We start from the raw sequence: 476 nt of genomic DNA, 5'->3' as shown, positions 1-476 counted from the left end.
CGTTGATGAAAGGCAATTCATTGGTGTGCAGGGCATGGAGCACGAGCTTGACACCGATGAAGGCGAGGATGACCGCGATGCCGTATTTGAGGTATTCGAGCCGTTCGAGCAGCCCACCGAGAAGGAAGTACAGCTGGCGCAGTCCCATCAGAGCAAACACGTTGGCGGTGAAGACGATGAACGGACTTGTCGTGATGCCGAAGATGGCGGGGATCGAGTCCAGGGCGAAGATCAGGTCCGTGGTGCCGATCGCCAGGAAGACGATGAGCATGGGTGTAAAGATCTTCTTGCCGTCGATCAGGGTGCGAATCTTGGAACCGTCGTACTGGGAGGAGATACTGATCCGGCGGCGCAACAGGCGGATGAAGCCGTTCTCGGTGTCCTCATCCTCGTCTTCGTTCGAGAATGCCTGCTTGATCGCCGTGTAGAGCAGGAAGCGCCGAAGATATAGAAGATCCAGCTGAAGTTCTCGATCA

1 pseudogene is annotated in these 476 nt (G+C 56.1%); it reads right to left on the bottom strand.

The window, feature by feature from the left end:
- A pseudogene (locus tag JF66_RS21235) lies at positions 1 to 476 on the bottom strand (TerC family protein); the annotation flags it as partial.

This window comes from Cryobacterium sp. MLB-32 (assembly GCF_000738085.1).
In the GTDB taxonomy this organism is placed as follows: domain Bacteria; phylum Actinomycetota; class Actinomycetes; order Actinomycetales; family Microbacteriaceae; genus Cryobacterium.
Note: the sequence above shows the minus strand (reverse complement) of the source record. Positions and strands in the feature narration are given on the sequence as shown.